Below are 22704 nucleotides of genomic sequence, written 5' to 3'. Positions count from 1 at the left end.
CCGCACCATGCCCGAGCAGTCCACCAAGGAAAACGACCGGGAAAGCAACCGGGAGAACGCCCCCGGAAGCACCGAGCACGAGCACGGGGAACCCGGCATCTCGCGCAGGCGGCTGCTCGGTACCGCCGGTGCCACCGGGCTCGCGCTCGGCGCGGCGGGCGGGGCCACCGGCTATGCCGTCGGCTCCGGATCCGATTCCACCGGCTCCTCCGGCCAGTCCCTCCCGCTCACCTCGGTGGGTACGGACAGGGTCATGTTTCACGTGAAACATCAGCCGGGCATCACCGAAGGCCTCCAGGCGCGCGGCCACCTCGTCGCCTTCGACCTCGCGGCGGGCGCCGGGCGCAAGGAGGCCGCCGCACTGCTGCGCCGCTGGTCCGACACCGCCCAGCGGCTCATGGCGGGAGAGCCCGCCGCGCACGACGACACGGATGTCGCCCGGGACGCCGGTCCCTCGTCGCTGACGATCACCTTCGGCTTCGGCTACGGCTTCTTCGCCCGCACCGGGCTGGAGAAGCAGCGCCCGGTCGCGCTGGACCCGCTGCCCGAGTTCTCCTCCGACCACGTCGACAAGGCCCGCAGCAACGGCGATCTGTGGGTGCAGATCGGCGCGAACGACGCCCTGGTCGCCTTCCACGCCCTGCGCGCGATCCAGAAGGACGCGGGCAGCGCGGCCCGGGTCCGCTGGCAGATGAACGGCTTCAACCGGTCGCCGGGCGCCACCGCGCAGCCCATGACCGCCCGCAACCTGATGGGCCAGATCGACGGCACCCGCAACCCCAAGCCGACCGAGGCCGACTTCGACAAGCGCATCTTCGTGCCCGCCACCGGCGAACCGTCCTGGATGGCCAACGGCTCCTACGCCGTCGTACGCCGCATCCGCATGCTGCTCGACGACTGGGAGCAACTGTCGGTCAAGGCCCAGGAGGACGTCGTCGGGCGGAAGAAGTCGAACGGGGCTCCGCTCAGCGGCGGTACCGAGACCACCGCGATGGATCTGGAGAAGGTCGACGCGAACGGCGATCTCGTGGTCCCCATCAACGCCCACGCGCGGATCGCGCGCCCGGACGAGAACGGGGGCGCGGCCATGCTGCGGCGCCCCTGGTCCTTCCACGACGGGATCGGCACGGACGGTACGCCCGACGCGGGGCTCCTCTTCGTGTGCTGGCAGGCGGACCCGCTGCGCGGCTTCGTCACCGTCCAGCGCAAGCTCGACCGGGGCGACGCCCTCTCCAAGTTCATCCGGCACGAGTCGAGCGGGCTGTTCGCGGTGCCCGGCGGGGCGGGCGAGGGGGAGTACGTGGGGCAGTCGCTGCTGGAGGGGTGACGGGGAAGGAAGCGTGCGCCGGGGCTCTGCGGGGGCCATTAGGGTGAGGGCATGCCAGCCAGCTACGCGTATCTCGGCCCCGAGGGCACCTTCACCGAGGTTGCCCTGCGCACGCTTCCCGAGGCGGCCACCCGGGAGTTGATCCCGATGGTGTCCGTGCCCGCCACGCTCGACGCGGTGCGCAGCGGCGAGGTCGAGGCGGCGTTCGTGCCGATCGAGAACTCCGTCGAGGGCGGCATCACCACCACGCTGGACGAGCTGGTCGCGGGCGCCCCGCTGATGATCTACCGCGAGGTGCTGCTGTCGATCACCTTCGCGCTGCTGGTCAGGCCGGGCACCAAGCTGTCGGAGATCAAGACGGTCACCGCCCATCCGGCGGCGCAGTCGCAGATCCGCAACTGGATGAAGATCAACCTCCCGGACGTGGTGTGGGAGTCGTCCGCCTCGAACGCGGACGGCGCCCGGCTGGTCCAGGAGGGCCGCTACGACGCCGCCTTCGCCGGCGAGTTCGCCGCCGCCCGCTACGGCCTCACGGCGCTGGAGACCGGCATCCACGACGCGGAGAACGCGCAGACCCGGTTCGTCCTGGTCGGCAGGCCCGCCCGGCCCGCCGCGCCGACCGGCGCCGACAAGACGTCCGTCGTCATCTGGCAGCGCGACGACCACCCCGGTGGACTGCGCGACCTGCTGGGCGAGTTCGCCGTACGCGGCGTCAACCTGATGCTGCTGCAGTCCCGGCCGACCGGGCAGGGCATCGGCAACTACTGCTTCGCGATCGACGCCGAGGGACACATTTCCGACCGGAAGGTCGCCGAGGCGCTCATGGGGCTCCGGCGGATCTGTCTCAAGGTGCGGTACCTGGGTTCGTACCCGCGTGCGGACATCGGCGTCGAGGACGTGCGCGCTCCGCTGCCGGGGACGTCCGACGACGAGTTCGTGACGGCCGCCGACTGGGTGGCCCGCTGCCAGGACGGCCGCTTCTAAACCGGACCTTCAGCTCCTGGAAGCTCCTGGCAGCTACCTGGGGCCAGTCCTACCAGCCGATTTGCGTTATCCACAGAAGTTATCCACAGGCCAGCTTCTCGACCTGGGGACAAGTCGACAACGGAGTGCCGGTCTGTCGACAAATCGGCCTACAGACCGTCGACTCGTCCACAGCCCGGCATGCCACCCTTCGTCCACTCGTTTCCCTGGCGTAACTCCCCGGGGTTACGCATTTCCACCCGAAAGTGGGCGTGAGGGTGGTTTGCTTCGGGAATTGGTCATCTGCCGGACACCTTCCGAAACGATCACCGCCGTAATCCACAGATCTTTCGCACAGCCTGTGGATAACTTTTCGAGGGTGTGGATTACCACGCCTCGCCGCACCTCAAGTCCCGTTCGCCGCAAGGGATTCGAGTCAACCGGCGAGGCCTCCGCAGATCCTTCCGGGGGACCGCTCCCATTCCCCTTGACGTGATCGGCATTTCGGGCAAATAGCAGCAGAAGGGGTGTATGGAAATACCGAGTCGTGAGCGCCGACCTCGCACCGGTAGCCTTGGACCGTGATTGACCTTCGCCTGCTCCGTGAGGACCCCGACCGTGTGCGCGCCTCGCAGCGTGCCCGTGGAGAGGACGTCGCGCTCGTCGACGCTCTCCTGTCCGCCGACGAGCGGCGCAGGGCGTCCGGCGTCCGCTTCGACGAGCTGCGTTCCGAGCAGAAGAGCATCGGCAAGCTCATCTCCAAGGCCTCCCCCGAGGAGAAGGCCGAGCTGCTCAAGAAGACGGGCCGGCTCGCCACCGACGTCAAGGCGGCCGACGCCGAGCAGCACGAGGCGGACGAGGACGCCAAGAAGCTCCTCCTCCAGCTCGGCAACCTGGTCCACCCGGACGTCCCCGTAGGCGGCGAGGAGGACTTCGTCGTCCTGGAGACGCACGGCACGATCCGCGACTTCGGCGCCGAGGGCTTCGAGCCCAAGGACCACCTGGAGCTGGGCGAGGCGCTGGGCGCCATCGACGTCGAGCGCGGCGCCAAGGTGTCCGGTTCGCGCTTCTACTACCTCACCGGCGTCGGCGCGCTCCTCGAACTCGCCCTCGTCAACGCGGCGATCGCGCAGGCCACGGAGGCCGGCTTCGTCCCGATGCTGACCCCGGCGCTGGTCCGCCCGCGCGCGATGGAGGGCACCGGCTTCCTCGGCCAGGCCGCGGAGAACGTGTACCACCTGGAGAAGGACGACTTCTACCTGGTCGGCACCTCCGAGGTCCCCCTCGCCGCCTACCACATGGACGAGATCCTCGACGCCGACAAGCTGCCGCTGCGCTACGCCGGCTTCTCGCCGTGCTTCCGCCGCGAGGCCGGCACCTACGGCAAGGACACGCGAGGCATCTTCCGCGTGCACCAGTTCGACAAGGTCGAGATGTTCTCGTACGTCGACCCGGCGGACGCGGAGAACGAGCACCAGCGCCTCCTGGACTGGGAGAAGCAGTGGCTCGACGGCCTCGAACTGCCCTACCAGGTCATCGACGTGGCCTCGGGCGACCTCGGCGCGTCGGCGTCCCGCAAGTTCGACTGCGAGGCGTGGATCCCGACCCAGGGCAAGTACCGCGAGCTGACCTCGGCCTCCAACTGCGACGGCTTCCAGGCCCGGCGTCTGTCGGTCCGGATGCGTGACACCAGCGACGGCAAGAACAAGGTGCAGCCGCTCGCGACGCTGAACGGCACGCTGTGCGCCGTACCGCGCACGATCGTGGCCATCCTGGAGAACCACCAGCTGGCCGACGGTTCGGTGCGGGTGCCCGAGGTGCTGCGCCCGTATCTGGGCGGGCGGGAGCTGCTGGAGCCGGTCGCCAAGTGACCGACGGCTCCGGGTCGTTCCCGTACCGGCTCGTCGCGACCGACCTCGACGGCACGCTGCTGCGCTCCGACGACTCGGTCTCGGCGCGCACCCGCGAGGCCCTCGCCGCGGCCACCGCGCGGGGCGCCGCGCACATCGTCGTCACCGGCCGTGCGGTGCCCTGGACCCGGCACATCCTCGACGAACTCGGCTACGAGGGACTCGCGGTCTGCGGCCAGGGCGCACAGGTGTACGACGCCGGGGCGCACCGGCTGCTGACGTCGATCACCCTGGACCGGCAGCTGGCCTCGCTCGCGCTGGCGAAGATCGAGGCGGAGACCGGGCCGCTGTTCCTGGCGGCGAGCCGGGCGGGCCTGGACGGCGAGGTGCTGGTCGGGGCGGGCTACTCGGGCGTGGGCTCACTGCCCTTCGTACCGCTGACGGACCCCTCGGAGCTGTGGGCCGAGCCGCTGAGCAAGATCTACATCCAGCATCCGACGCTGTCCGCCGACCGGTTGACCGAGGTCGCCGCGCGGACCGCGGGCGGCTTCGTGACAGTGACCATGGCGGGCGAGGGCATAGTGGAACTCCTTCCGCTGGGCCTGTCCAAGGCGAAGGGGCTGTCCCTGGCGGCCCGTCGGCTGGGCCTGCGGTCCGCGGACACGATCGCATTCGGTGACATGCCGAACGACATCCCGATGTTCGCCTGGGCGGCGCGCGGGGTGGCGATGGCCAACGCGCACGCCGAACTGCGGGCGGTGGCGGACGAGGTGACGTCGTCGAACGACGAGGACGGCATCGCGGTGGTGCTGGAGCGGTTGCTCGCGTAGCTGCGGTTGCACACTCAGGTGAGTGTCAGGGGGCCGGGAGTGCTTGCGAGGGGGCCTGGGAGGGCGGCCCGCGCGAAGTGACTCGCGCGCTCGAAGTGGCCGCCCCGGGCAGCGCCCCCAGCTGAGCGGCCCGCCGGAGGTAGTGACTGCTCCGGAGCCCGCCGCGGGCTGCCCTGAAGGAAGCCGCGCGGACAGCCGTGCATCGGCGTCGCGCGGCTCCGCTCCCAGTACCCGTCTCCAGCCACCGGATCTTCGACATCGGACAGATCAGGCGTACTGGACAGAACTACTGTGCCCGTACGCCGAGTCGAACGCCACCGAATAAAACTGGTGAGCTATTTCCGGCGCCAGCGGCGGCGCCGCGACTTGCTGAAGAACCAGCCCGCCGGGGGTTCGTCCGACCGCCAGGGCTGCGGCTCGGGCGCCTCCTTCCGCCAGCGCGCCGCGAGCATGCGGGCGCGGGCGGACGGTTCGGCGGTGTCGGCGGAACGTATGAAGTCCTCGTCGAGAACCAGCTCGTCCCAGTCGTCCCCGGGCCCCGCCAGTCCGTCACCGCGTGCTGTCTTCCCTGCCATCCCCGTCCTCCTCGCCCTGCTTCCCCGTCGCCCCGCGTCCCCGTTTGTCCAGTGTGCCCGGACACGCGTGAAGTCCCTGTCAAGAACGGCCGGGCCTCCGGCGTACGTCCTACTCGTCGCCGGTCGGTGTCAGCGTGCGCAGCTTCTGGCCCGCGAACCAGGTGGCGAGGACGGTGACCACGATCAGCAGGACCGTCGCCGTGGGCAGGCTGACGTCCGAGGTGACCAGGTCGCCGTCGGTGACCTTGTGGCCTACGGCCAGGGCCCACTGCTGGACGCTCAGGGTGCGTGCCCCGGCCACCAGGGAGCCGAACAGGGCCTCCCAGACCAGGGCGTAGACGAGCCCGAAGACCACCGCGTGCCGTGACACCGTGCCGAGGAGCAGGAAGAGCGCGGCGTAGGCGATGGAGGCGACGAGCGCAGCGACCGTGTAGGCGACGGCGACCTGCTGGCCGTTGCCGTTGAGGATCAGGCCCGCGATGAACGTCGGCACCGCCGAGAACGCCATGGTGACGCCGATCGCGACGATCAGCTTGGTGAAGATGATCGTCGGCCGCTTGAGCGGCTTGGCGAGCAGATAGATGACGGAGCCGTCGTCGATCTCCGGGCCGATCGCGCCGGTGCCCGCGATGACGCCGATGATCGGCACCATGGTGGCGAGCGCGAGCCCGCCCAGGACGTCCGCCGCAGTCTGGTCGTCGGCGCCGACGAGACCGCGTACGGCGACGGCGATCACGATGAGCAGCAGGGGCAGCGCGCCCAGGATGAGGGCCCGGCGGCGGCCGAGCAACGCCCGGTAGGTGAGCCGGGCGACTGTGGGGTCGTACATGAGTCGGCCTCCTACGCGGCGACGAGATACGAGAACACGGATTCGAGGGACTCGTCGGACGGCGAGACCGTGAGCAGCCGGATGCCGTGGTCCCGGGCGACGCGGGGCAGCAGGGCGGTGAAGCGGCCGAAGTCGACGGCCTGGATGCGCAGGGCGCCCTCGGCGAGGTCGACCTCGATGCCGGAGGTGGACGGGTCGGCGATCAGGGCGGCGGCCAGGGCGCGGTCGTCGCTGGAGCGGACGAGGTAGCGGTGCGGGCGGTCGGTCATCAGACGGCGGATGCGGCGGAAGTCGCCGCTGGCCGCGTGCCGTCCGGCGACGACGACCTCGATGTGGGCGGCCAGTTGTTCGACCTCTTCGAGGATGTGCGAGGAGAACAGGACCGTGCGGCCCTCGGCGCCCATGCGGCGCAGCAGGTCCATGAGCTGCATGCGCTGGCGCGGGTCCATGCCGTTGAAGGGCTCGTCGAGGAGCAGGAGCGAGGGGTCGTGGACGAGCGCGCTGGCCATCTTGACGCGCTGGCGCATGCCCTTGGAGTACGTGGAGATCTTGCGGTCCTGCGCGTACTCCATCTCGACCGTGGCGAGCGCCCTTTGGGCCGCCTTGGCGCCGAGGCCGTGCAGTTCGGCGTTGGCGACGACGAACTCGCGGCCGGTGAGGAAGTCGTACATCGCCTCGCGCTCGGGGACGATGCCGATGTGCTTGTAGATCTGCTCGTTGCGCCACACGGCCTGTCCGTCGAGGGTGACGGTGCCGGTGGAGGGGGCCAGGAAGCCGCCCATCATGTTGATGAGGGTGGACTTTCCGGCGCCGTTGGGGCCGAGGAGGCCGGTGACGCCGGGGCCGATCGTCATGGTGATGTCGTTGACCGCCACCACGTTGCCGAACCAGCGCGAGACGTGGTCGATGTTGAGCGTGGTCACAGTCCGACCTTTCGGTAGCGGCGCATCAGCAGGCCGTAGCAGCCGGCGATGACTCCCAGGGCGGCGAGGAGGAAGACGACGCCTTCGCCGGTGCTGGGGCCTACCCCTCCGGGGTAGGCGGACGTTCCGCCGAGGAAGGCGGTCTGCACCCCGTCGATGAGGGTGATGGGCGAGAAGAGGCCGATCCAGGGGACGGCACTGCCGCTGCCCTGGGCGTCGGCGATGGCCTGGAGGGTGGAGACAGCGCCGTAGGAGATGGTCAGTACGGCGATGACGGCCGCGATGCCGAAGCCGCGGCGCGGGGTGACCGCCGAGATGACGAGGCCGATACCGGCGAAGAGCAGCGAGAGCAGTGCCACGGAGACGAGCCCCTGGAGGAATCCCTTGGTCTGGTCGGTGAAGTCGAGCTTGGCCAGCAGGGCGCCCACGTAGAGCACGACCAGCGGTACCGCGGTGATGAGGAACAGGGCCGAGGCGAGTGCCGCGAACTTGGCGCGGACGTAGTCGGCGGTCTCGATCGGGCGCGAGAAGTACAGCGGTACGGTCTTGAAGCGCAGGTCCCGGGAGACGGCCTGGGGTGCCTGCGAGGCGACGTACAGGCCGATGACCGCCTGCATGACGATCGCGTAGTTGGTGTACTCGACGGGCAGTTTCTTGGCCGTGGTGGCGACCGTGACCGCCACCATGATGGCCGCTGGGGCGCACATCACGGCGAAGAGCACCATAGGCAGCACCTTGGACTTGACCGAGCGGCCGAGGCCGTAGGCGCCGCGCAGGGACTGCGAGTAGAGGGAGCGGCGGGCGTAGGCGCGGCCGAGGCGGGGGCCGTCGTACGAGCGGTAGCCGATGTTGTGGATGCGGGACTGGGCGCCCGCGGGTGCCGGGATCTGTGCCGGGGTCTGCTCAACCGCCATGGCCGACCGCCTCCTTGCCCAGGTTCTGCGGCATGTCACCGCTCTGTCCGTCGCTGTCGGTGAAGACCTCGGAGATGTGGTGTCTGCGCTGTTCCATGCGCACCAGGCCGAGGCCGAGGTCGGCGACGGTGTCGCGGACGAGGTCGTAGGTCTCCTCGCCCTGGGCGGTGAGGAGCAGGATGTGGCCGGCGCCGGGCAGTCCGCTGCCGTCGTGGGTGTCCACCCCGCGCGCGTGGAGCGCCTCGCGGACCGCGCGGGTGCCGTCCGGGTGGTCGTCGGTGTCGGTCACCTCGATGGCGAGGACGGCCGTGTTCTGGGTGAAGTCGGTGGTGGAGCTGGAGCGCAGGAGCTTGCCGCCGTCGACGACCACCACGTGGTCGCAGGTCCGCTCCAGCTCGCCGAGGAGGTGGGAGGTGACCAGGACCGAGATGCCGAAGTCCGTGTGGATCCGGCGGATGAGGCCGAGCATCTCGTCGCGGCCGACCGGGTCGAGGCCGTTGGTCGGCTCGTCCAGGAAGACCAGCTGCGGGTCGTGGACGAGGGCCTGCGCGAGCTTCACGCGCTGTTTCATGCCGGTGGAGTAGCCGCCGATGGGTCGGTAGCGCTCCTCGTACAGGCCGACATGGCGCAGGGTGTCCGCGGTGCGCTCCCGGGCGGCGGCCGGCGGGAGCCCGGACATGCGCGCCATGTGCACGACGAACTCGGTGGCCGAGACGTCGGGCGGCAGGCAGTCGTGCTCGGGCATGTAGCCGACGCGCTCACGGATGGCGCCGCCTTCGGTGGCGACGTCGAGGCCGAGCACGGTGGCCCGGCCCTCCGTGGCGGGAGACAGACCCAGCAGGATCTTGATCAGGGTGGACTTGCCGGCGCCATTGGCGCCGACGAGTCCGGTCACACCGGGTCCGATGTCCATGGAGAGCCGGTCGAGCGCGGTCACCCGGGGGAACCGCTTGCTCAGGCTTTCGGTCGCGATCACAGTCACGTCGTCGACGGTAGTGGCGTACACCACACCGGTCGTCAACCCGTAGAGCTGTCTCGGCATCCACCTGCAGTCGTACGGGCCCGTAGGGGTCCCCCTGAAGTCGAACAACCGGTCCCTGAGTTTCCACATCTCCGGGGAGATCGCCGGAGAGATCATCGGGTTGTCGGCCCCGGTTGTCCACAGACAGACGTTCGACTGTTGACGCGGGCTCTAACAAGTGCCAGATTCGCAAGGTCAAGTTACGGGTGCGTAGCGCGGTCGATGGGGACGGTGGGCGGCGGGCGATGACGACGGCGAAGGCGGGCGGGCTCACCGCGAAACCGGCCGGGGAGCTGGTCGGTGAACTGGCTGGAGAACTGGCCGGGTTCAGGCGGGTGCAGCGGCTGGCGTACGAGTGCGCGGAGGCGGTCGCGGCGCGTCTTGAGCCGGGGATCACCGAGCGCGAGGCGGCCCGGATGCAGCGGGAGTGGCTGCGCGAGCGAGGCGTGCGGGACTGGTTCCATCTGCCGTTCGCCTGGTTCGGGGACCGCACGGCGTTCGTGAACTTCCGTGTCCCGCTGCAGTTCTTCCCGACCGGCCGCCGGCTGGAGCCCGGGATGCCGTTCATCCTGGACATGGCGCCGGTGCACAAGGGATTCGCGGCGGACATCGGCTACTCGGGTTCGCTCGGCGCCAACCCGGTGCAGGAGCGGCTGATGGCCGACCTGGAGGCGCACCGCGAGCTGATCCTGCGCGAGGTGCGCGAGCGGCGCCCGCTGCGCGAGATCTACGAGGACGTGGACCGCCTCATGGTCCGCCAGGGCTACGCCAACCGGCATCGCGCGTATCCCTTCGGGGTGATCGCCCACAAGGTCGACCGGGTGCGGGAACGGCCCTGGTCGCCCCGGCTGTTCGGGTTCGGCACGCAGTCCCTGAAGGGGCTCGCCGGGGACGCGCTGCGCGGCCACCGCGAGGGCTGGTCGCCCCTGTGGTCGCCGTACCGCTTCTCCGACCACCCGCCGCAGCCGGGGCTGTGGGCGGTCGAGCCGCATCTCGGATTCCGGGGCACGGGCGCGAAGTTCGAGGAGATCCTGGTCGTCACGGACTCCGTGGACCCGCGCGAGAGCGCGTTCTGGCTGGACGACGATCTGCCGCACGTGCGGCGCTGGGCGGAGGCGAAGTGACGGTCGTGGACCTTGGGCCGACGGTCGTGTTCCTTGAGACGGAGGACGAGTGACTCTCGAAGGGGCGCGTGAGCGCCGGATACGGACGGGCGGGATCGAGCTGTGCGTCGCCGAACTGGGCGACCCGGCCGACCCCACGGTGATCCTCGTGCACGGCTACCCGGACACCAAGGAGGTGTGGTCCGAGGTCGCCGCACGCCTCGCCGACCGCTTCCATGTCGTCCTGTACGACGTGCGGGGCCACGGCGCCTCGACGGCGCCGCGTCCGCTGCGCGGCGGCTTCACCCTGGAGAAGCTCACCGACGACTTCCTGGCGGTCGCGGACGCGGTGAGCCCGGACCGGCCGGTGCATCTGGTGGGGCACGACTGGGGCTCGGTGCAGTCCTGGGAGTTCGTCACCGTCACCCGTACCGAGGGCCGGATCGCGTCCTTCACGTCGATGTCCGGGCCGTCCCTGGACCACCTCGGCCACTGGACGAAGGAGCGCCTGAGACGGCCCACCCCGCGCGCGGTCGCCCGGCTCCTGGTCCAGGGCCGCAAGTCCTGGTACGTGTACGCGCTGCACACGCCCGTGCTGCCCGAACTCGCCTGGCGCGGCCCCCTCGGCAAGCGCTGGCCGAAGCTGCTGGCCCGCGTCGAGAAGATCTCCGCCGACGACGGCTATCCGACGGCCACCCTGCCCTCGGACGCGGCCAACGGCACCTGGCTGTACCGGGACAACATCCGGGCCCGGCTGCGCAGGCCGCGCACGGACGCGTACGCGCACGCGCCCGTGCAGCTCATCACGCCCCTGGGGGACGCGTTCCTCTCCGAGTGGCTGACCGACGGTCTTGAGCGGTGGGCGCCCGGGCTGGTGCGCCGCACGCTCGACGCCAAGCACTGGATCCCGCGTACCCGGCCCGACCAGCTGGCCGCCTGGATCGACGAGTTCGTGACCGCCAACGAGGGCGGACGGCTCCCGGCGGCGGCGACCGGCAGGTACGCGCAGCGTTTCGGCGGCCGGCTGGTGCTGGTCACCGGGGCGGGCAGCGGCATCGGGCGGGCGACGGCGTTCGCGTTCGCCGAGTCGGGCGCCCGGGTGGTGGCCGTCGACCGGGACGCCGAGAGCGCGGCCCGCACGGCCGAGCTGGCCCTGCTGGTCGGCGCCCCCGAGGCCTGGGCGGAGACCGTCGACGTCACGGACGAGCAGGCGATGGAGAAGCTCGCCGCGAAGGTCGCCACCGAGTACGGCGTCGTGGACGTGCTGGTGAACAACGCGGGGATCGGGCTCTCCGGGTCCTTCCTCGACACCACCCCGGAGGACTGGAAGAAGGTCCTGGACGTCAACCTGTGGGGTGTCATCCACGGCTGCCGGCTCTTCGGGAAGCAGATGGCCGAGCGCGGACAGGGCGGCCACATCGTGAACATCGCGTCGGCCGCCGCCTATCTGCCCTCCAAGGCGCTGCCCGCGTACAGCACCTCGAAGGCCGCGGTCCTGATGCTCAGCGAGTGCCTGCGCGCCGAGCTGGCGGCCAAGGACATCGGCGTCTCGGCGATCTGCCCCGGGCTCGTCAACACGAACATCACCTCGACCGCGCGCTTCGCCGGGGTCGACGCCGAGGAGCAGGCGCGGCGGCAGAAGCGGTCCGCACGGCTGTACGGGCTGCGCAACTACCCGCCGGAGAAGGTCGCTTCGGCGATCCTGCGGGCGGTGGTCCGCAACGAGGCGGTCGCGCCGGTGACGGCGGAGGCCCGGGGCGCGCATCTCATGTCCCGCTTCGTCCCCGGGGCGTTGCGGGCACTGGCACGGGTGAACCCACCGCTGTGACGGCCGGTCCGTTGTCCACAGATTCGCCAATTCCCCTGTGGATAACTGGACTTGGCTGTGGATCAAACCTCCGGACCAAAATCAAATGCGTGACGACGGTCTCACCCGGCACCCTTGTGAGATGGATGAAAGACGCACCATAAAGGTGTCGAAGTACCTGTCCAAGCATCTGCGGCACCAGCCGGAGCGGATCGGGCTCGCGCTCGACGAGGCCGGCTGGGTCGAGATCGACACGCTGATCGCGGCTGCCGCGGCCCACAACTTCCGGTTCACGCGCGAGGAACTGGACCATGTCGTCGCCGCCAACGACAAGAAGCGCTTCGCGGTCGACGGCACCCGGATCCGCGCCAGCCAGGGCCACAGCGTCGAGGTCGACCTCGGGCTGCCCCAGGCGACCCCGCCGCCGTACCTCTTCCACGGCACGGTGGACCGCTTCCTGGACGCGATCCGCGCCGAGGGCCTGCGACCCATGAACCGGCACGCCGTGCACCTCTCGGCCGACCGCGAGACCGCGACCCGGGTCGGCGCCCGCCGAGGCCGGCCCGTCGTCCTCCCGGTGGACTCGGCCGCCATGGACCGCGACGGCCATGTCTTCCACGTCAGCGCGAACGGGGTGTGGCTCACGGAGGCGGTACCGCCGCGCTATCTGCGGTTCTCCGAGCCGCGCTGACCCATAGGGGACGAGCAGCGGCATGATCGAGGGCATGAACCACCTGCCCACCACCGAGGCCGCCGTCACCGCCCTGCGCGCCCTCGCCGCCGAGTACGCCCGTGAGATCGAGGTCAGCCACGACATCGGCGCCGACCAGACCTCCCGGCGCACGGCCGCAGGCGTCGGCGTCACCACGGACCCGGACGGCTCGCTCCCGCACGAGGCCTACGCCGAGTTCGGCGGAGTCCCCCGGGTGACCGTCCGCCTCTTCCCCGACGACGACGCGCTGATCACGGTCGAGGGCGTCGAGTGCCCCGACATCCCGCGCGACGACGTCCCCGCGTTCCTCCGCTCGGTCTACGACGGCCTGGCGTTCGTCACGGCCCGCCGCTTCCCGCCCACCCACCACCTGGTGGTGCCGCTACCCGGCGACCGCACGTACAAGGAGTACATCCCGCTGCTCGGCCTCAGCCCATGGCTCGGCAGCCGCACCCGATGACCGCTCGCTGGTGCTCGGTCACTGTTTCACGTGAAACATGAACGGCGCCTAGGCTCTGATCCATGAGCGAGAGTCTGCGTCTGAGCACCGTGATCCTGCCGTACCGCCGCTGGCACGAGGGCGGCCGTGCGGCCTGGCAGCGCGCGGAGCAGCTCGGTTTCCACACCGCCTACACCTACGACCACCTCTCCTGGCGCACCTTCCGGGACGGCCCGTGGTTCGGCGCCGTACCCACACTCACGGCAGCCGCCGCGGTGACCGACCGGCTGCGGCTGGGCACGCTGGTGACCTCGCCGAACTTCCGGCACCCGGTGACGCTGGCCAAGGACCTGATCTCCCTCGACGACGTGTCGAACGGGCGGATCACCCTCGGTATCGGCGCGGGCGGCACCGGCTTCGACGCCACCGCGCTCGGCCAGGAGCCGTGGACGCCCCGGGAGCGGGCCGACCGGTTCGGTGAGTTCGTCGCGCTGCTCGACAAGCTGCTGACCGAGGACGGCAAGGACGGCGTCTCGTACCAGGGCGACTACTACTCGGCGCACGAGGTGCGCAACATCCCGGGCTGTGTGCAGCGGCCCCGGCTGCCCTTCGCGGTGGCCGCGACCGGTCCGCGCGGGCTGAACCTCACCGCGCGGCACGGGCAGGCGTGGGTGACCACCGGCGATCCCCGACTGTTCGAGAACGGCACGCCCGAGCAGTCGCTCCACGCCCTGCGCACGCAGAACGAGAGGCTGGCCGACGCGTGTGCCGCGATCGGCCGGGACGTGAGCGGTCTCGACCGGATCCTGCTCACCGGGTTCACCCCGGACCGGGGGCGCCCGCTGGAGTCGGTGGACGCGTTCGTCGACTTCGCGGGGCGGCACCGGGAGCTGGGCTTCACCGAGATCGTGATCCACTGGCCCATCCCGGACTCCGACTTCGCGGCCGACGAGCAGGTCTTCGAGCGCATCGCCACGGAGGCGTCGGGACAGCTGGGCTGACCCGGCCCCCGCCCGCGCGGCCACTCACCTGTGCGGGCTCCCGCACGGGCGTGCGCGCCCATACGCGAGAATGGCCGGGTGACCTCAGCGACCCGAGAGCCCGAGACCCCCGCCGGCACCGTCCCGATCCGGCTGATCGCCACCGACCTCGACGGCACTCTGCTGCGCGACGACAAGTCGGTGTCCCCGCGCACGGTCGCCGCCCTGGCCGCCGCCGAGGCCGCGGGTGTCGAGGTCTTCTTCGTCACGGGCCGCCCGGCGCGCTGGATGGACGTCGTGGGCCAGCACGTCCATGGTCACGGGCTGGCGATCTGCGGCAACGGCGCCGCCGTGGTCGACCTGCACGGCGGCCCCGGCGCCCACCGCTTCGTGAAGGTGCGGGAGCTGGCCAGGGACAACGCGCTGGACGCCGTACGCCTGCTGCGCGACGCGGCGCCGGGGACGGTGTACGCGGTGGAGCAGACGTACGGCTTCCACCAGGAGCCGGAGTACCCGAAGCTGCACATGGAGGTGCCGGACAATCTGGCGCCCGCCGAGAAGCTGCTGGCGCCGGGCGGGCCGAGCGACGGTGAGCCGGTGCTGAAGATCCTCGCCTTCCACCACACGATGGACCCCGACGCGTTCCTCACCACCGCCCGGCTGGCGATCGGCGACCGGGCGACCGTCACCCGGTCCAGCCCCAGCGCGCTGCTGGAGATCAGCGGTCCCGGTGTCTCCAAGGCGAGCACGCTGGCCCTGTGCTGTGCGGAGCGGGGCATCTCGGCCGAGGAGGTCGTGGCCTTCGGGGACATGCCGAACGACGTCGAGATGCTCACCTGGGCGGGCCGCTCGTACGCGATGGGCAACGCACACCCGGACGTCCTCGCGGCGGCCTCGGGACACACAGCGCCGAACAACGAGGACGGGGTGGCGGTCGTGATCGAGCGGCTGCTCGCGGAACGCGCCTGAGAGGCGGATGTACGGGCGCCGCCGGTAGGGGCGTCCGTCCTGGCGCACGCCCCTTACCTGCACCCCGCCCACCCCTCCTACAGCTGCACCCCGCGCGCCGAGAGCCAGGCCGCCGGGTCGACCCCGGAGCCCAGTTCCGGGGTGACGCGCACCTCGAAGTGCAGGTGGGGGCCGGTCGAGTTGCCGGTCGTGCCGGTCTGGCCGATCCACTGGCCCGGGGTGACCCGCTGCCCCTGGTCGACGGTGACGGTGGCGAGGTGCGCGTACTGCGAGTAGTAGCCCCCGGCGTGCTCGATCACGATCTCGATGCCGAAGGCGCCCCCGCACGACACCGACACCACCTTGCCCGCGCCGACCGCCCGCACCGGAGTGCCGATCGGCACCGCGAAGTCCTGCCCGGTGTGCCCGTTGGCCCAGCGGTCACCGCCGCTGCCGAAGCTCGCGGACAGTTCGTACGTCTCCACGGGCGTGACGTACTCCGGCATGGTCCCGGGGTCCGGCTGGTCGAGCCGGACGGCGCCCCGGCAGGAGCCCGCCGCGACCGAGTCGTCGGCGCGGCCCTGCAGTGTCCAGCGGGCCTCTTCGAGTTTCTCCTCGATCATCCGCTTCAGCTTGGCGATCTCGGCGTTGCGCCGCTCCAGCTTCCGCCAGTGCGCCGCCGCCTTCGCCTCGTCGGCGGCGAGCCGGGCCTCCGCGCGCCGGCTCTTGTCGATCGCGTTGTTCAGGGCCAGATCGGCCTGCCACACGGCCCGCTGACCCCGCATCAGCTCCTCGGGATCGTCCGCGAGCAGGATCTGCGCGGTGAACGGCAGATCGCCGCCGCTGCGGTACTGGCCGCGCGCGATCCGGCCCAGGTCCTCGTGCAGGACGGCGATGTCCCGCCGTTCGCGGGTGAGGAGTTCCTCGTACCGCCGGGCCTTGGCCCCCTCCGCCTCGGCCTCGCGCCGTCCGGCCTCGTACTGCCGCGTCACCACGGCGGCGTCCGCGTACAGCCGGGTCACCTCGGTGCTGAGGCCCGAGTCGGTGACGGAGTCGGGGTCGGCGCCTTCGCCCGAGGCGGTCGTGGGCCGGGCGACCAGGACCACGAACGCGCACAGGAGAACCGGAACGACCAGCGGATGACGGCGACGTGAGCCCATGTCAGCGATCGTGTACCGCAAACCGGACCGGCCGCCTGTTCAAGTCGTACGCCTGGGGGACCCGTTGCCACGAACGGCCCAGCAACGCGCGGTACGGCACCCTCAGTACGGCGCCTGCCACACCACCGTCGTACCGCCGCCGTCCGGGCCGCTGCCGGGCCCGTGCGTGCTGTCGCCGCCCAGCGACTCGGCACGCCGCCGCAGGTTCCTGAGGCCGCTGCGCCGACCGCCCTCGGGGATGCCGACGCCGTCGTCGGTGACGGTCAGCCGTACGCCGGGGCGGCCGTCCGGCAGGGTCACGTTCGCGTCGACGACGACGTCGATGCGGGACGCCCCGGCATGGCGGAAGGCGTTGGACAGGCCCTCGCGGAGGGCGGCGACGAGGTTCTTGCCGGTCAGCTCGCCGACGGCGGTGTCGACCGGGCCGGCCACCCGGAGCGAGGGTTTGAAGCCGAGTGCCACGGAGGCCATGTGGATCTCCCGCTCGGCCCTCGTGGACAGCTCCGACGGCACCTCGCCCGGGTCGTCCTGGAGCGCGAAGATCGCGGTACGGATCTCCTGGATGGTGACGTCGAGCTCGTCGACGGCCCTGCCGACGCCGTCCCGTACGCCGGGCGCGACCGTCCCCCGCTGGGCGCTCTCCAGCATCATCCCGGTGGCGAACAGCCGCTGGATGACGAGATCGTGCAGGTCACGGGCGATGCGGTCCCGGTCCTCGTACACCGCGAGCCGTTCCCGGTCGCGCTGGGCCTCGGCCATCATCAGCGCGAGTGCGGCCTGCGCGGCGAACTGCACGGCGAGCGCGCGCTCGGTCTCGGTGAACGCACGCTCTCCCCGCGCGCGGGGCATGGCGAGGCTGCCGACGACCCGGCCGTCGCTCTGCAGAGGCAGCAGCACCGTGGGCCCGTAGTCGCTGGCGAGTCCTGTGCCGTCGGCGAAACGGGGGTCGGTGGCCGCGTCCTCGACGAACACCGGCTCGCCGTCGAGCAGTTCGGCTACGACCTCGTTCTCCGCCGGGAGGACCACGCCGAGCGCGGCGGAGGGGCTGTCCGCGTCCACGGCGACGATCTCCAGGCCGCCCTCTGCGGCGGGCAGCAGCACGATCCCGGCGGCGGCCCCGGAGAGCCGACGGGCCTGTTCGGCGACGATCCGGAGCGAGTCGCCGATGTCACCGCCCGAGAGCAGCGCGGTGGTCACGGCCACGGACCCGTCGATCCAGCGCTCGCGCTGCCGGGCGGCCTCGTAGAGCCGGGCGTTGCCGATGGCGATGCCCGCCTCGGTGGCCAGCACGCGGACCAGGGTCAGATCGTGCTCGGTGAACGGCCCGCCGCCGCGCTTGTCCCCCAGATACAGCTTCCCGAAGACCTCGCCGCGCACCCGGATCGGCTCGGTCCAGCGGGCGGTCTCCTCGTCGACACCGTGGTGGACCGTGTCGGCGAAGCCGTCACCGTCCTCGGCGAGCACCCCGATGGCCACACGCTCGGCGTCCACCAACGCGATCGCCGTCGCACAGATCCGCTCCAGCGTGGCACGCGGCCCGAGCCCGCTCCCCACGGCCCGCATGGCCTCCAGCAACTGCGGCACGCACGGCTGGGGACGAAACGGGGGATCGGCCATCCCCCGAGCCTAATTAGTCCCGTTTGTCACCGAAAGTCGAGCGCCCAGCGAGCCGGGGAGCAAGCGGCTAGCTCCCCGCCGCAGCCAGGGCCAGCCGCTCGGACTCCGCCTCCCGCTCCGCCATCCCCCGCAGCGGCCCGTCCACGGCGACCAGTTCCGCGTACGTTCCCCGCTGCGCGACCCGTCCGCCGTCCAGCACGATCACCTCGTCCACGGCGTCGAGTCCGGCCAGCCGGTGGGTGATCAGCAGCGTCGTACGGCCCTTGGTGGCGGCCAGCAGATCGGCGGTGAGCGCGTCGGCGGTCGGCAGGTCGAGGTGTTCGGCGGGCTCGTCGAGCACCAGCACCGGGAAGTCCGCGAGCAGCGCCCGGGCGAGCGCCAGCCGCTGCCGCTGCCCGCCGGAAAGGCGCGCCCCGTGCTCGCCGACCAGCGTGTCGAGCCCGTCGGGCAGCGCCTGCGCCCAGTCCAGCAGCCGCGCCCGCGCGAGGGCGCCGCGCAGGTCGTCCTCGGTGGCGTCCTTCTTCGCGAGCAGCAGGTTCTCGCGCACGGAGCTGTCGAAGAGGTGCGCGTCCTGGGCGCAGAGCCCGACCAGCCGCCGTACGTCGTCGCCGTCGAGCGCGTACGCGTCCACGCCGCCCAGCGTGTAGGAGCCGGCGTCCGCGTCCAGGAACCGCAGGAGGACCTGCGCGAGGGTCGTCTTGCCGGACCCGGACGGGCCTACGACCGCGATCCGGCACCCTTCGTCGAGGGTGAGGTCGAGCCGGGCGAGCGCGTCCCGGTCCTGCCCGGCATGACGGGCGACCAGCTCCTTGACGACGACCGGGAACGGCGACAGGGGCGCGGGGCGCGGCTGTTCGGGTTCGCGTACGGGCTCGGGCGCGTCCAGGACCTCGTACACGCGCTCCGCGCTCCTGCGCACCCGCTGCCGGTACCGCACGGCGAGCGGCAGGCCGAGGACGGCCTCGAAGGCGGCCAGGGGAGTGAGGACGACGACGGCCGTCACGACACCGGCGAGCCGTCCGTCGACGACCGCCTGGGCTGCAACGAGGGCGGTGGCGGCGACTGTGAGTCCGGAGAGCAGCGCGGTGAGTCCGTCGCCGAGGGCGGTGGCGGTGGCGGCGCGCGAGGCGATCCGGGTGAGCTCGGAGTCGGCCCGCCGGACTTCCTCGGTACGTGCGTTCAGGGCGCCCGCGACCGTCGACTCGGCTGTGCCGGTGAGCAGGTCGGCCACGTGCGTGGCGAGTGCCCCTCGGGCCGGGGCGAGCCGGCGTTCCGCGCGCCGGGCCACGGCGCTGGTGACGAGGGGGACGCCGACACCGGCCGCGAGCAGCCCGGCGGCGAGCACCGCGCCGGCCTCGGGCAGCAGCCACGCCGTGAACCCGACGGAGGCGGCGGAGACGACGAGGGCGGCACCGGCGGGCAGCAACCAGCGCAGCCAGTAGTCCTGGAGGGCGTCCACATCGGCGACGAGCCGCGACAGCAGGTCGCCGCGCCGGGTCGTGCGCAGTCCGGCGGGCGCGAGCCGCTCCAGCCGCCGGTAGACGGCGACCCGCGTGTCGGCCAGCATCCGCAGCACGGCGTCGTGCGACACCAGCCGCTCGGCGTACCGGAAGACGGCCCGACCGATCCCGAAGGCCCGCGTGGCCGTCACAGCGACCATCAGATACAGCACGGGCGGCTGCTGCGAGGCCCGCGAGATGAGCCATCCGGAGGTCGCCATGAGCCCGACGGCACTGCCGAGGGCCAGACTCCCGAGCAGCAGCGCGAGCCCGAGCCGCCCGCGCCGGGCCCCTGACATGGCCCGCACCCGCGCGAGCACGCCGACTCGCCCTGCGGCAGCCCCTGATACGAACTCCTCCTCGTCGACCAGGGGCACCTGCGGAGCACCCGCGAGGAGCCCATCCGGGGAACCGGGAGCCTGCTCGGAAGCGGGCAGCTGGGCAGGTACGGCGGCTTCCGTCACCCGCACCACCCGGTCCACCACCTCCAGCAGCGCGGGCCGGTGCACGACCAGCAGTACCGTCCGCCCGACCGCGAGCCGTCGCACGGCGGCCACGACCTCGGCCTCCGTCTCCCCATCCAGCGCGGCCGTCGGCTCGTCGAGCAGCAGCACGGGCCGGTCCGCGAGGAACGCCCGGGCCAGCGCGAGCCGTTGCCGCTGCCCGGCGGAGAGCCCGGCCCCCTCCTCACCGAGCAGCGCGTCGACGCCCTCGGGCAACGCGTCCACGAACTCCAGCGCACCGGCGTCGGCCAGCGCCCGCCGTACGGCGGTGTCATCGGCGTCGGGGCGGGCCAGCCGTACGTTCTCGGCGATCGACCCGGCGAACAGGTGCGGGCGCTGCGGCACCCAGGCCACCCGCGCACGCCACTGCTCCAGGTCGAGCCCGGCGAGATCGGCTCTCCCGACGCACACCCGCCCCTCCGCCGGCCGTACGAACCCGAGCAGCGCGTGCAACAGCGTCGACTTGCCCGCGCCGCTTGGTCCGACGAGCGCGACGGTCTCCCCGGCCGCCACGGCGAAGGACACGTCGGCCACCGCGTCGACCGACCGACCGGGATAGCGGACGGTCACGCCCTCGAAGGCGATCCCGCCCGCCGGAACCGCCCCGGTCCCGGATTCCGGCACCGGCGTCTCCAGTACGGCGAAGATCTCCTCGGCCGCCGCCAGTCCCTCCGCCGCCGCGTGGAACTGGGCGCCCACCTGCCTGAGCGGCAGATACGCCTCGGGCGCGAGGATGAGGATGACGAGCCCGATGTACAGGTCCATCTCGCCGTGCACGAGCCGCATACCGATGGTCACCGCGACCAGTGCCACGGACAGCGTCGCCAGCAGTTCCAGCGCGAACGACGAGATGAAGGCGATCCGCAGGGTCCGCATCGTCGCCTGCCGGTACTCGCCGGTGATCCGCTTGATCGACTCGGCCTGCGCCTTGGCCCGGCCGAACACCTTCAGCGTCGGCAGCCCGGCCACGACATCGAGGAAGTGCCCCGACAGCCGGGACAGCAGCCGCCACTGACGGTCCATGTGGGACTGCGTGGCCCAGCCGATCAGCACCATGAAGACCGGGATGAGCGGCAGGGTGCCGACGATGATCGCCGCCGACACCCAGTCCTCGGTGACGATCCGCGCCAGCACGGCCACGGGCACCACGATCGCGAGCCCCAACTGCGGCAGATAGCGCGAGAAGTAGTCGTCGAGCGCGTCGACCCCCCGAGTCGCGACGGCGACCAGCGACCCGGTCCGCTGCCCGCTCAGCCACCCGGGACCGAGCGCGACGGCCCGCTCCAGCAACCGCCCGCGCAGCTCCGACTTCACGGCCGCGCTCGTCCGGTGGGCGGCCAGCTCGGTGAGCCAGGAGACGATCGCACGGCCGGTGGCGACGGCCACCAACAGCAGCAGCGGCGTACGGAGTTCGGTGACCGACAGTCCGTGCTGGAAGGCGCCGACCACCACCTCGGCGATGAGCATGGCCTGCGCGATGACCAGCCCGGCGCCGACGGCACCCAGGCCGACGACCGCGAGCAGGAAACGGCGGGTGGCACCGGCGTACCGGAAGAGCCGCGGATCGATTGGTTTCACGTGAAACATGCCCTTCGGTCCAGGGGGCCGGTTTCGCGATGTTTCACGTGAAACATCGGTTTCACGTGAAACATCGCGAAACCACCTCCCGCAGACTGCTACTGCAACTCAGTGCGCGGCTTCGGCGATGTGGTGCGTGCCGATCCGCTTGCGGAACACCCAGTACGTCCAGCCCTGGTAGAGCAGGACCAGCGGGGTGGCGATCCCCGCACACCACGTCATGATCCTCAGCGTGTACGGGCTCGACGAGGCGTTGGTGACCGTGAGGTTCCAGTCCGGGTTGAGCGAGGACGGCATGACGTTCGGGAAGAGCGTCAGGAACAGCATCGCGACGGCGGCCACGATGGTGACCCCGGAGAACGCGAACGCCCAGCCCTCACGCCCCTTCTGCGCCGCCCCCAGCGCGGCGACGAGCGCGAGCACGGCCACGATCGCCGCTGCCAGGGAGCCGCCGTCGCCCTTGTCGGCCTGTGTCCAGCTCAGGAACGCGAGCGCGACCACGGCGGTCACGAGTCCAACGCGAACCGCCAGTTTCCGCGCCCGTTCCCGGATGTCCCCGACGGTCTTGAGGCCGACGAACACCGTGCCGTGGAAGGTGAACAGCGACAGGGTGACCAGGCCGCCGAGCAGGGCGTACGGGTTGAGCAGATCGGCGAGATTGCCGGCGTAGTTGAAGTCCGCGTCGATCTTGACCCCGCGCACGATGTTGGCGAAGGCCACGCCCCACATGAACGCGGGCAGCAGCGAGGTCCAGAAGATCACTGTCTCCCAGTTGCGCTGCCAGTTCTCCTCGGGCCGCTTCACCCGGTACTCGAAGGCGACGCCCCGCAGGATCAGACAGACCAGGATTAGCAGCAGCGGCAGGTAGAAGCCGGAGAAGAGGGTGGCGTACCACTCGGGGAAGGCGGCGAAGGTCGCGCCGCCCGCCGAGAGCAGCCAGACCTCGTTGCCGTCCCAGACGGGTCCGATGGTGTTGATCAGGACCCGCTTCTCGGCCCGGTCGCGGGCGAGCAGCTTGGTGAGGACGCCGACCCCGAAGTCGAAGCCCTCCAGGAAGAAGTAGCCGATCCACAGGACGGCGATGAGGACGAACCAGACGTCGTGAAGTTGCATGGCGGTTCCAGCT

19 protein-coding genes are annotated in these 22704 nt (G+C 71.3%); 10 read left to right on the top strand and 9 right to left on the bottom strand.

What is annotated here, in order from left to right:
• Positions 1-7 precede the first annotated feature (7 nt).
• From efeB to CW359_RS14255, 4 genes are all read left to right on the top strand, one after another.
• Positions 8-1327, top strand: coding sequence for an iron uptake transporter deferrochelatase/peroxidase subunit (gene efeB, locus CW359_RS14270; protein WP_105970298.1), 1320 nt, complete (start codon positions 8-10; stop codon positions 1325-1327).
• Positions 1328-1378: 51 nt separating this feature from the next.
• Positions 1379-2311, top strand: a complete 933-nt coding sequence (gene pheA / locus CW359_RS14265) for a prephenate dehydratase (protein ID WP_105970297.1) — start codon at positions 1379-1381, stop codon at positions 2309-2311.
• 560 nt (positions 2312-2871) lie between these two features.
• Positions 2872-4161 carry a serine--tRNA ligase gene (gene serS, locus CW359_RS14260; protein ID WP_105970296.1) on the top strand — a complete coding sequence of 430 codons (1290 nt, stop codon included), beginning with the start codon at positions 2872-2874 and terminating at the stop codon, positions 4159-4161.
• Positions 4158-4970 (top strand): HAD family hydrolase, encoded by an 813-nt coding sequence (locus CW359_RS14255; RefSeq protein WP_105970295.1) that lies wholly within the window; start codon positions 4158-4160, stop codon positions 4968-4970. The genes serS and CW359_RS14255 overlap by 4 nt, the downstream gene beginning before the upstream one ends.
• 335 nt (positions 4971-5305) lie before the next feature.
• Here the strand turns inward: CW359_RS14255 and CW359_RS14250 are convergent, their stop codons facing one another.
• The 5 genes from CW359_RS14250 to CW359_RS14230 form a co-directional block, all read right to left on the bottom strand.
• Positions 5306-5545 carry an SGM_3592 family protein gene (locus tag CW359_RS14250; protein ID WP_105970294.1) on the bottom strand — a complete coding sequence of 80 codons (240 nt, stop codon included), beginning with the start codon at positions 5543-5545 and terminating at the stop codon, positions 5306-5308.
• Between the two features lie 109 nt (positions 5546-5654).
• Entirely contained in the window at positions 5655-6374 is a 720-nt protein-coding gene (locus tag CW359_RS14245) for an ABC transporter permease subunit (RefSeq protein ID WP_105970293.1), read from the bottom strand.
• An 11-nt stretch (positions 6375-6385) separates the two neighbouring features.
• Positions 6386-7297 carry an ABC transporter ATP-binding protein gene (locus tag CW359_RS14240; protein WP_105970292.1) on the bottom strand — a complete coding sequence of 304 codons (912 nt, stop codon included), beginning with the start codon at positions 7295-7297 and terminating at the stop codon, positions 6386-6388.
• Entirely contained in the window at positions 7294-8211 is a 918-nt protein-coding gene (locus CW359_RS14235; protein WP_105970291.1) for an ABC transporter permease, read from the bottom strand. The genes CW359_RS14240 and CW359_RS14235 overlap by 4 nt, the downstream gene beginning before the upstream one ends.
• Positions 8201-9253 carry an ABC transporter ATP-binding protein gene (locus CW359_RS14230; RefSeq protein ID WP_198655214.1) on the bottom strand — a complete coding sequence of 351 codons (1053 nt, stop codon included), beginning with the start codon at positions 9251-9253 and terminating at the stop codon, positions 8201-8203. The genes CW359_RS14235 and CW359_RS14230 overlap by 11 nt, the downstream gene beginning before the upstream one ends.
• A 224-nt stretch (positions 9254-9477) precedes the next feature.
• Here CW359_RS14230 and CW359_RS14225 point away from each other — a divergent pair, with 224 nt between their 5' ends.
• From CW359_RS14225 to CW359_RS14200, 6 genes are all read left to right on the top strand, one after another.
• Positions 9478-10356 (top strand): M24 family metallopeptidase, encoded by an 879-nt coding sequence (locus tag CW359_RS14225; protein ID WP_232838391.1) that lies wholly within the window; start codon positions 9478-9480, stop codon positions 10354-10356.
• Positions 10357-10405: 49 nt separating this feature from the next.
• Complete coding sequence (locus CW359_RS14220; RefSeq protein ID WP_105970290.1) at positions 10406-12163, top strand: SDR family oxidoreductase; 1758 nt, start codon at positions 10406-10408, stop codon at positions 12161-12163.
• 121 nt (positions 12164-12284) lie between these two features.
• Complete coding sequence (locus CW359_RS14215) at positions 12285-12833, top strand: RNA 2'-phosphotransferase (RefSeq protein WP_105970455.1); 549 nt, start codon at positions 12285-12287, stop codon at positions 12831-12833.
• 22 nt (positions 12834-12855) lie between these two features.
• Positions 12856-13314, top strand: a complete 459-nt coding sequence (locus CW359_RS14210) for a hypothetical protein (protein WP_105970289.1) — start codon at positions 12856-12858, stop codon at positions 13312-13314.
• A gap of 62 nt (positions 13315-13376) precedes the next feature.
• A complete protein-coding gene (locus tag CW359_RS14205) occupies positions 13377-14294 on the top strand; it encodes an LLM class flavin-dependent oxidoreductase (protein ID WP_105970288.1) in 918 nt (305 codons plus the stop codon).
• Positions 14295-14372: 78 nt separating this feature from the next.
• On the top strand, positions 14373-15242 hold the full coding sequence (locus CW359_RS14200; protein ID WP_105970287.1) for a Cof-type HAD-IIB family hydrolase: 870 nt from the start codon (positions 14373-14375) through the stop codon (positions 15240-15242).
• A 77-nt stretch (positions 15243-15319) separates the two neighbouring features.
• Here CW359_RS14200 and CW359_RS14195 read toward each other — a convergent pair whose 3' ends face one another.
• The 4 genes from CW359_RS14195 to cydB form a co-directional block, all read right to left on the bottom strand.
• Entirely contained in the window at positions 15320-16381 is a 1062-nt protein-coding gene (locus tag CW359_RS14195; protein ID WP_105970286.1) for a M23 family metallopeptidase, read from the bottom strand.
• 102 nt (positions 16382-16483) lie between these two features.
• Positions 16484-17998 (bottom strand): GAF domain-containing protein, encoded by a 1515-nt coding sequence (locus CW359_RS14190; RefSeq protein WP_105970285.1) that lies wholly within the window; start codon positions 17996-17998, stop codon positions 16484-16486.
• Positions 17999-18065: 67 nt separating this feature from the next.
• Positions 18066-21587 carry a thiol reductant ABC exporter subunit CydD gene (cydD, locus tag CW359_RS14185; protein ID WP_105970284.1) on the bottom strand — a complete coding sequence of 1174 codons (3522 nt, stop codon included), beginning with the start codon at positions 21585-21587 and terminating at the stop codon, positions 18066-18068.
• A 99-nt stretch (positions 21588-21686) separates the two neighbouring features.
• Positions 21687-22691, bottom strand: a complete 1005-nt coding sequence (cydB, locus tag CW359_RS14180) for a cytochrome d ubiquinol oxidase subunit II (protein ID WP_105970283.1) — start codon at positions 22689-22691, stop codon at positions 21687-21689.
• Positions 22692-22704 lie beyond the last annotated feature (13 nt).

It is taken from the genome of Streptomyces geranii (assembly GCF_002954775.1).
GTDB classification, from domain to species: Bacteria; Actinomycetota; Actinomycetes; order Streptomycetales; family Streptomycetaceae; genus Streptomyces; species Streptomyces geranii.
Note: the sequence above shows the minus strand (reverse complement) of the source record. Positions and strands in the feature narration are given on the sequence as shown.

Bases quoted from the DNA above. Each gene is read 5' to 3' on its own strand.
- cydD (WP_105970284.1), bottom strand. From the start codon at position 21,587: ATGTTTCACGTGAAACCAATCGATCCGCGGCTCTTCCGGTACGCCGGT.
- CW359_RS14250 (WP_105970294.1), bottom strand. From the start codon at position 5,545: ATGGCAGGGAAGACAGCACGCGGTGACGGACTGGCGGGGCCCGGGGAC.
- CW359_RS14195 (WP_105970286.1), bottom strand. From the start codon at position 16,381: ATGGGCTCACGTCGCCGTCATCCGCTGGTCGTTCCGGTTCTCCTGTGC.
- CW359_RS14230 (WP_198655214.1), bottom strand. From the start codon at position 9,253: ATGCCGAGACAGCTCTACGGGTTGACGACCGGTGTGGTGTACGCCACT.
- CW359_RS14245 (WP_105970293.1), bottom strand. From the start codon at position 6,374: ATGTACGACCCCACAGTCGCCCGGCTCACCTACCGGGCGTTGCTCGGC.
- cydB (WP_105970283.1), bottom strand. From the start codon at position 22,691: ATGCAACTTCACGACGTCTGGTTCGTCCTCATCGCCGTCCTGTGGATC.
- CW359_RS14215 (WP_105970455.1), top strand. From the start codon at position 12,285: ATGGATGAAAGACGCACCATAAAGGTGTCGAAGTACCTGTCCAAGCAT.
- CW359_RS14225 (WP_232838391.1), top strand. From the start codon at position 9,478: ATGACGACGGCGAAGGCGGGCGGGCTCACCGCGAAACCGGCCGGGGAG.
- efeB (WP_105970298.1), top strand. From the start codon at position 8: ATGCCCGAGCAGTCCACCAAGGAAAACGACCGGGAAAGCAACCGGGAG.
- CW359_RS14210 (WP_105970289.1), top strand. From the start codon at position 12,856: ATGATCGAGGGCATGAACCACCTGCCCACCACCGAGGCCGCCGTCACC.
- pheA (WP_105970297.1), top strand. From the start codon at position 1,379: ATGCCAGCCAGCTACGCGTATCTCGGCCCCGAGGGCACCTTCACCGAG.
- CW359_RS14235 (WP_105970291.1), bottom strand. From the start codon at position 8,211: ATGGCGGTTGAGCAGACCCCGGCACAGATCCCGGCACCCGCGGGCGCC.
- CW359_RS14205 (WP_105970288.1), top strand. From the start codon at position 13,377: ATGAGCGAGAGTCTGCGTCTGAGCACCGTGATCCTGCCGTACCGCCGC.
- CW359_RS14190 (WP_105970285.1), bottom strand. From the start codon at position 17,998: ATGGCCGATCCCCCGTTTCGTCCCCAGCCGTGCGTGCCGCAGTTGCTG.